4 protein-coding genes and 2 pseudogenes are annotated in these 6,765 nt (G+C 32.9%); 4 read left to right on the top strand and 2 right to left on the bottom strand.

Annotated features, from left to right (window positions below; genetic code table 11):
- Positions 1 to 77 (bottom strand): annotated as a pseudogene (locus ACFINO_RS08830) (DUF4102 domain-containing protein); the annotation flags it as partial.
- Between the two features lie 772 nt (positions 78 to 849).
- Here ACFINO_RS08830 and ACFINO_RS08825 point away from each other — a divergent pair.
- Genes ACFINO_RS08825 through ACFINO_RS08810 form a run of 4 tightly spaced genes read left to right on the top strand, consistent with a single transcriptional unit; the run spans position 850 to position 5,430 of the window.
- The gene (locus tag ACFINO_RS08825; RefSeq protein WP_375629497.1) at positions 850 to 2,088 is read left to right on the top strand and encodes a radical SAM protein; all 1,239 of its coding nucleotides are present in this window, start codon (positions 850 to 852) and stop codon (positions 2,086 to 2,088) included.
- Positions 2,081 to 3,865: an MFS transporter gene (locus ACFINO_RS08820; RefSeq protein ID WP_375612536.1), complete on the top strand. Its 1,785-nt coding sequence runs from the start codon at positions 2,081 to 2,083 to the stop codon at positions 3,863 to 3,865. Before ACFINO_RS08825 ends, ACFINO_RS08820 begins: the two co-directional genes overlap by 8 nt.
- Positions 3,855 to 4,469, top strand: coding sequence for a hypothetical protein (locus ACFINO_RS08815; protein WP_375613858.1), 615 nt, complete (start codon positions 3,855 to 3,857; stop codon positions 4,467 to 4,469). The genes ACFINO_RS08820 and ACFINO_RS08815 overlap by 11 nt, the downstream gene beginning before the upstream one ends.
- Positions 4,438 to 5,430, top strand: a complete 993-nt coding sequence (locus ACFINO_RS08810; protein WP_375613859.1) for a hypothetical protein — start codon at positions 4,438 to 4,440, stop codon at positions 5,428 to 5,430. Before ACFINO_RS08815 ends, ACFINO_RS08810 begins: the two co-directional genes overlap by 32 nt.
- Before the next feature lie 1,035 nt (positions 5,431 to 6,465).
- Here the strand turns inward: ACFINO_RS08810 and ACFINO_RS08805 are convergent.
- Positions 6,466 to 6,765: pseudogene (locus tag ACFINO_RS08805) on the bottom strand (virulence-associated protein E); the annotation flags it as partial.

The following is a 6,765-nucleotide window of genomic DNA, read 5'->3' as shown; positions in this document are numbered from 1 at the left end:
CGGCGCCGACCATGAATGGTATAGCGATAAATCCATTGAGCACCTCCATCTTTACGCTTATGAAGTAACAAGCCGGCTTGTGACGTGCAAGCAAGTGGTTTTAGTTGATTTCAACATACACAGATTTGAAATGAGAGAATCCTACGTTATTTGGGATTCTTATTCGATATGAATAGTGCTAAATTATCATTATAAATCAATATGATTGTATCTTTAATAAGAAATAAAAGTTTGTATTTTGGCGTCGAGTAGAACCTCTTTTAAAAGTAACTTCACCGCAAGTAGTATTTCACAAAATTACAATTAAAACAGAAAAATAATTGAAAAATTTTTCTTCTGAGAAGCTGATTTACGCAACAACTATTCTTTATTTCAGCCCCAAAAAACCTTTTTAAAATTACTTGATAAAGCAGAGCATTGCATATTTCTTATTGTGATTAAAGTGAAATAGCCATTGAAAACAGGAATAATACTTTTTGAATGAACTTAATAATTAAAATGGAAACTAGCTGAGTACAAGAGTTTTTCGATTTATACCGGTATAGGCCAATTTATTTTCCAAACTGAATATTGCGTAATACAGTTAAATTGACTTTACAATTATAAAGTTGTAAATTTTTAGACTATTTACAAAATAATAATTATCTTTAATATATATCAAGGTACATAATAACAATATGAGGAGGATGTTATGTCATATAAAAAGCCGCAGGTGATTGGTACTGTGAATAGTGCAAGTTTAACTTGTTATAAACCATTGGCGCGAGATAGAAAAAAATAAAAAAGCAGGATAAGGGCGCTGCAGCGCCCTTATCCATTGTATTATTAAGAAACAATTTAGGAGGGGAAATGTTTCGTATCAATCTCGACGAGAATAGTATAACTAGATTAAATGATTTTCAGACTATTGTGCTTAATGATTCAGCTATAATTTTAATTGATTCAGTTTTTTTACAGAATCAGAAAATTGAAACTGTTGCGGCAAAGCTTAATGTAGAGACAGAGGTCTTAGCATCAGATTTTTCAATCTTGTTAAGAGAACTAGAAAAGAATGGTTTTCTTTTAAAGAAGGAAAACTTGATTAGTGCGTCAGATTCGATTTTTGATCTTAAAAAATTATGGGCACCTGTGACACCTATTATACATATTATCCAGAATTGCAATAGCCCTTGTATCATGTGCGATTGCTGGAAGATTAAGGAAAAAAATTGGCATACTCCAGAAAGTTTAATACCCTTATTTAGAATGTTGAAAGAAAAAGGAGCTGCCTCAGTGATGCTTTCTGGGGGAGAACCTTTAATGCATCCGAGGCTTAAAGATATTTTATTAACGTTGAATGAACTAGGTCTGCCTGTTGAATTAAATACCAATGGCATCTTATTGCATAAAAATTTATGGATTTCACAGTATGACATAAAAGAAATTGTTATTTCTATGGATTCGACTAGTGTCCAAGGATATTATGATATACGGGGGGCGAATAAATTTGATCGCGTGTGGGAAAACATTGAAACAGTTAAGAATCTTCAACCTCTGCAAAGTATAGGAATAAGAGCGACAGTTACTAAAGAGATTCTAGAAAATATTATTAATTTTATCGATTTTTGTATAAGCAAAGATGTCGATTATATCGGATTCAACCCGCTCGATACGTCGTCATTTTGTTTTTCTAGAAACAATAATACAAAGGATCGATCTAAGGCTTTAAGCAACAAAATTCTTCCGCCAAACGCCTCACTTTTTCATTTGAGAGATGAATTATCAAGGAAAGAATCCCCCCTCCAGATTTATATAGATAAAAAGTTCCAAGAAAGGAAAATCTCATGGACGTCACAAAATTTTGTAAATTGTATTAATTATTACTTAGGCGAAAATTCTGCGTACGTTTCGTCGCCGTTAATGTGTTTATTTCCATTTTCATCCTTGGTATTGGACTATAATGGAGATTTAAAAAATTGCTTTTATTCAGAAGCTTTTGGGAATCTACAAAATTATGAGGCAATAGATTGGTCTGCTCAAAGCGTTTTAAAATCTTTGAAAGAATCTGGCGCATGTAGCGGATGTCGTGGGAAGGTATTTTGTGGATAAGGTTAAGCAATTTAAGATTTATAGCGTTAGCAAGTCTACTGCTCTAGTGGTTGCTGTTTTACCACTTTTTTTGTCGGAAAAATTGCATTTGTCGCAAGCGGATATTGTTTTAATCGGTAGTTATTTTTTATTGCTTCCTTTGATCTTAGAAGTCCCCTTGGGTTTATTATCAGATGTTTATGGAAGTAAGCGCGTTATTTATACTGGGCTGTTTTTCTTTCTTTGCGGTTTTTTAGCTCTTTTTATGAATTATGCATATTTTGCTTACGCCACTTATTTGTTGTGTATCACATTAGCGGCCGCTTGTTTCTCAGGTGCGGAAGATAGTTTACTCTTTTCTGTAGTACCAAAGCATCGCACACTGTTTTCCGTTAAGTCCGAAGTGGCTGCTGTTACCTATAGTGTGACAACGGTACTTATTTTTTTAGGGGGAATACTTTATTATGTGCATCCTGCATTGCCTGTAATTTTTCAAATCCTTTCATTAATTTTTGCTATTTTTATGTTTTCAAAACTGACGAAGGGATTAGATAGTTTTCATATCAACGCTCATCCGAGTATTTTCACAGTTATGTGCGCCAGCCGTAAAGAAGTCAAAAACCCTTATCGCTTCACTCTTGTTTTTTTAAGTGCAGTTTCAGCTTTTGCTATTTTGGTTAATAATCGAACTGTTTCTATCGCATTTTCTGATTTTTTGCCATTTCAACCTGCTATTTTGGTTTCGATTATTTTTATCATTGGGAATTTTTTTTCAGCAAGTTCCAATATATTGTTTCAGAAGTATTTTTCAAAGTTTCAAAATCCTATTTTTCCCGTCTTAATGATTGGTTGTATGGTAACCATTGCTTTTTTTCTCATGTCATTTCAAATCATTGCGGCTCTTATATTAGGATTTTTACTGCTATGTGTTTTTAAATCTGCTTATCGATCTTATCTGTCGTCTCTTCTTATAAATTCACTGATTGATCCCAAAGCTATCGCGACTGTTTTATCATTTACAGCCATTATTACAGCTGTTGTATCCTTTGCATTCAGTTTTTTATACGGTCATGTTTTTTCAACATTCTGGCAAGCTAATTTGTGGTTGGCAGTGATTATGGCTGTGATTTTTGGGGTGTCTGCTTTAATTATTTTTGTCAGAAAACAAGAAATCATTTGGTTACAGCCTGAAAATGCACAATCGTCAAAACAACATTTCTTGAAACGCAAGCATCAAGAGTTTTGCTATGGGCAAATTTATCCGGAAGCATCGTGCATTAATGAAAACATCAAGGATGGCTCTTTTCGACAAAGTCTCTATCCTGCACCAAATTTGATAACACTTTGCGATGAAATAGTCGAATGGGAGTTTATCCGGGGTACTGTATTGAGCCAAATGGATTTGCTACATCAAAAGGCGATTATTGATCAAATCAATAAGATCTTTCAAGATCGATTAAGCAAGAATATAATCTTATCACATGGAGATTTACATCCTGATAATATCATTGTTACTTCTGATAGTTCTTTTATGGTAGTGGATTGGGATTTATGTCAAGAAGCCAGTCCGGAATTGGATATCTTAACATTTTTCACCAGTCCAAGATTATCTCTCAATTTAGAAGAACGGATAGACTATATTTCTCATTTGCTGTCTATATCAAAGGATGAAGCTTTACCAATGATAAAAGCGTTTGTGGCTAAAAAAATTTCTGATCTTTCTCTATACCAAAATATTTTCATGAAACAATTAGTATTGGATTATATGAACTTGAATAAGAAATTTCATGGGCGATAATATTGTAATTTGTAATGAAAATTGCAGTGCGGGCTGCAATCATTGTCCGTATTCGATGGAATATATGGTGAGAGATGACGCGTTGCCTGAATCTTTATATACAATAAATGACATAAAATCTGATTTTATTATTCTTTCTGGTGGAGAGCCTTTTGAGCTCGATTATGATTTACTTCATAAATATACTTGTATGTGTCTCATTTGCAAAAAATATTTTCGGATTGCAACAGGGGGGCACATCTATATTCAACCATATTTGAAGCTATTAAAGAGTAATCCGTTCTTTTTAGGGATACAAATAGGCACAGATGTTATTTCAGAGATAAGAAATCTAGACAGTAAAAAATATAAACAAACGTGGGTGCGTAACATAGAATGTATGAAAAAAGATAGCGTACCATATAGTGTGACGATTACTTTATCGGAGAGATTCGATTTGGCAGAAGTGTTAGCTCTAATACGTATCGCTACTCCCGAGTTCATTTTAGTTAATTTTGAAAATAGAAAAAAGTATGAGAATAGATTTCAGTTAAATATGATACGGGATTTTTTTTCTGGCTGTGAGATAAAATATGGATATACGCATCAGAGTTTACACCAATAAATATAAACTATCGGATTCTTTTCACAGTTCTTCTGGTGTGTTAGTTGAAAAAACAGAACTGATAATTTTATTTACTGCTCAGGATAAAGTTATTTCGCCCTTTGCTATGGAGTTGCCATTGTCACCTAGTCACGGAGAAATGCCGGACGATTTTATAAAATCTGTAAATGAACGATCAATAAATAAAAGTAAACACTTTGCAAATTCTTTAAGCTATTTCTTTGGGTTGGAAGATTTTTTTAAAAAAGTTGAAATGGCTAAAATTATTAATTCTGGATTAATGAAATCTATTAAAACGATAGGAATAGGTGCAATTATTGATGATGAGATACGTAATTACGATTTGATAAAATTGAAATCATCGAATCAGTATTTGGATGATACAATTGCAATTGTTAATGAAAACAAAAATGTAAAATTTATTATTGATTTCAATGCAAGTATTAATTTTGAGCAGTGGAATTATTTTATTGATAGGATAGATAAGAATAATTTGTTTGGAATAGAACAGCCTGTGAAATTTCCTTCAAAAATTCCAGATTTGGGTTTCTTAAATATCGCTGATGAGACATTCGTGAAATGTGGTTATGAAAAAATTCACGAATATGGCTATAATGCTTTTGTCTATAAGCCATTTGCAAGTAATATTAAAGAATTATATAAGTGTTTTGAGAATAAAAATAACTACGTTGGTATGGTTGGAAGTAATGTTTCAGGCCCTTTAGATTGTAGTTTTTGTAACATCATAAATCATTATATGCCTACCAAATTAGCAGGAAATCGTGCAAGTAATTTTGAAGCGCATCCGTTAAATAATAAAACTGAGGATTTAATGAGAATTCGAGAAAAAAAGATATCTCTCTCTGATGAATTGTTTATTTATCTTGATAAATTTTGCCAAAAGGTATCGGATTTGTATTTTGATATGAATCAATTAAAAGAAATTGCTACAAATATATAGTATTTCCCACTCTGAAGCAGCTATGTTTCGTGAATAGATATAGGACATACCGATGGAAGAACGATATGGTGCTTGTCTCATGTATCGGGATCTTATATACTAAAAGTGTCAAAGATGGTGGCAAAATTGGCTTTGATTTTTTTGATATTAGCAGTAATTTAAGCAGCAACTTGCCTTTTTTATTCAAGATTTTTGATGAGAAAGAATTATAGGTATTTCAGTTTGATGTAACTCAAAATAAGCGAACGGTATTTTTAAGCTTGATGTTTATTATAAAGCTGAGCTCAACCCCAATCAAAACAGTATGGCAGGTGGACTTATTATCTTACTTAAAAGGGGCTAGCTAAGAAGCATACGCTTGTTATTATATCGAATGTTCTCAATTTGCATTCGATTAAACTTACAAATCAAGATGGCTTTTATTCTAATATCATCAATACTGGGCTTTATAGATTAAACATTCAAGTCCAATAATTCGCAGAACAAATGAGCCATGCATCCAAAATGCCAATTACGAGTAATATAAATCCCAATGATATTGTAGCTGATATTCACTTAATACCATCAATACTCCCAAATGACTCCTATTATCGTAAGGTTTTTTTCTTTTCTCTTGAGATCATCACCAACGTCATAAAAATATATTTTACCATGCTGTTGCACGTTTGGATTTTTTACAAAAATAGAAATTTCCATAGAGTAGCTCAAGATCCTAAACAAAAATATTAAAATATAATGTTTTTTATTTTTTATTATTAAAAAAATAACATAAACATTGGAATAACTCTCCAAAAGCAACAAAACTCTTTGTAAGAAGAACTCTGATCATTTTCTTTGAAAAAAGAGCAATGAAGAGAATGTCACTAAAAAGAGCGTTGAGCGATTGGCTTGAAAAACTGTCAAAAGAGATTTCTCTATTGTGTGGTCCTATGATTTTTCACCAAGGTGAGCTATTCATAGCGTTTTGTAGGCCGACCGCCTTTTGGGTTTTGTCTTCATAAATTTCACGAAGATAGTTGTAACAGCATAAAAGCTCTAAAGTTTGTTAAATAATTCCTTATGTTTTGGATTGGCTTGGCTTAAATGCACCCCACCACCTGTTACAGATCCCAACATGGCTTTTGCTGGTTTTGGGTCTGTTTTGCAACCATTGGCTTGTAAAAAGGTTCTATGAATGGCGAAAGAGCCAGCGCCCTTAACAAGAGCCACCAACGCGGTCAGTGTAACCCCAGAGGGGTGCGAACATTTGTCGTAAAAGCGTAAATCAGCAGGCAAATCACATGTAATACCCCGCATACGTAAATAGGTTTCTGCTAAAGTATTTTTGATTGGTTG

The sequence above is a fragment of the Bartonella sp. AA83SXKL genome, from assembly GCF_042196965.1.
GTDB lineage: Bacteria > Pseudomonadota > Alphaproteobacteria > Rhizobiales > Rhizobiaceae > Bartonella.
This window is presented reverse-complemented; position numbering and strand designations above follow the sequence as displayed.